At 47.5% G+C, this 1430-nt stretch carries 2 protein-coding genes; both read right to left on the bottom strand.

Annotated elements, in window-relative coordinates:
- The coding region (locus BUB92_RS11160; RefSeq protein ID WP_073093633.1) for an acyl-CoA dehydrogenase family protein at nucleotides 1-830 on the bottom strand (830 nt) is incomplete at its 3' end.
- Nucleotides 831-851: 21 nt separating this feature from the next.
- Nucleotides 852-1430: acetyl-CoA C-acyltransferase (locus tag BUB92_RS11155; RefSeq protein WP_143156966.1), on the bottom strand; the 579-nt coding region annotated here is incomplete at its 5' end.

Genomic DNA, 1430 nt, shown 5'->3' with positions numbered 1-1430 from the left:
GCTATAGGCTTGTCAAACTGGATTCTTTCTTTGGCATAGTTTAAGGCAAATTCATAAGCCCCCTGGGCTATCCCTACCGCCTGGGCTGCTATCCCATTGCGTCCCCCATCTAATATCATCATGGCAATCTTAAATCCATCACCTTCTCTGCCTAATAAGTTCTCTTTTGGTATCCGGCAGTTTTCGAATATGAGCTCATAGGTAGCTGAGGAACGAATGCCCAGCTTCTTTTCTTTTTTGCCAAAGCTAAAACCAGGGGTTCCTTTTTCCACTATGAAGGCACTTATGCTCTTATGCTTCAGTTCTCTAGGACCGGTGCGCGCAATTACTACATAGATGTCGGCATAATAGGCATTGGTTATGAATACTTTGGTTCCATTAAGGACATATTCATCTCCATCTAAAACCGCGGTGGTTCGCGTAGCTCCAGCATCGCTTCCCGCTCCCGGTTCGGTAATGGCAAAGGCTCCCAGTTTTTTGCCTTCCGCCAGGGGTACCAGATATTTCATCTTCTGTTCTTCGGTCCCGAATTTCCAGATAGGCCACGAACATAAGGAAACATGGGCTGATAGGGTTACCCCGGTTGAGGCGCAAACCCGTGAAAGCTCTTCTACGGCAATGACATAGGCTAAAAAGTCTGACCCTACCCCCCCGTATTTTTCTTCCCAGGGCAGGCCGCACATCCCCAGCTCTCCCATCTTGTAAAATAGCTCCATATCAAATCTTTCTTCTTCATCCCGCTCAGCCGCTGTAGGTGCTACTTCTTTTTCGGCAAAATCGCGAAAGGTTTTTCTAAACATCTCATGTTCTTCGCTCAGTTTGAAATTCACCTTTACCCCTCCCCATTTTATTTAGCGTTCGACAATCATGGCTACTCCCTGTCCGCCTCCTATGCAAAGTGTAGCCAAGCCTCTCTTGGCATCACGCCTTTTCATTTCATAAAGCAGGGTTACCAGTATCCTGGTGCCGGAAGCCCCTATGGGATGGCCTAAAGCAATTGCTCCTCCATTGACATTAACTTTTTCCATACATTTATCAAAACCTAATTCCCGGGCTACAGCAATCGACTGGGCAGCAAAAGCTTCATTGGCTTCGATGAGGTCTATATCATCTAAGGTAAGACCTGCTTTTTCCAAAGCTTTGCGGGTAGCAGGTACGGGACCTATGCCCATGATTTTGGGATCTACCCCACCTGAGGCATAGCTTACGATTCTGGCCAGCGGTTTTATCCCTAATTCCTGAGCCTTCTCTGCACTCATGACGATTACCGCTGCTGCTCCATCATTGATCCCGGATGCGTTGCCGGCCGTAACGGTACCGTCTTTTTTGAAAGCCGGCTTGAGTTCGGCCATTTTTTCCCGGGTAGTAAGCCGGGGATGTTCATCAGTATCAAATACTACATCTCCTTTTTTGCCTTTGATTACTACCGG

Origin of the sequence: Thermosyntropha lipolytica DSM 11003 (assembly GCF_900129805.1) — a bacterium.
GTDB lineage: Bacteria > Bacillota > Syntrophomonadia > Syntrophomonadales > Syntrophomonadaceae > Thermosyntropha > Thermosyntropha lipolytica.
The sequence above is the reverse complement of the archived record's forward strand: the minus strand, read 5'-3'. Positions and strand labels throughout refer to the sequence as shown.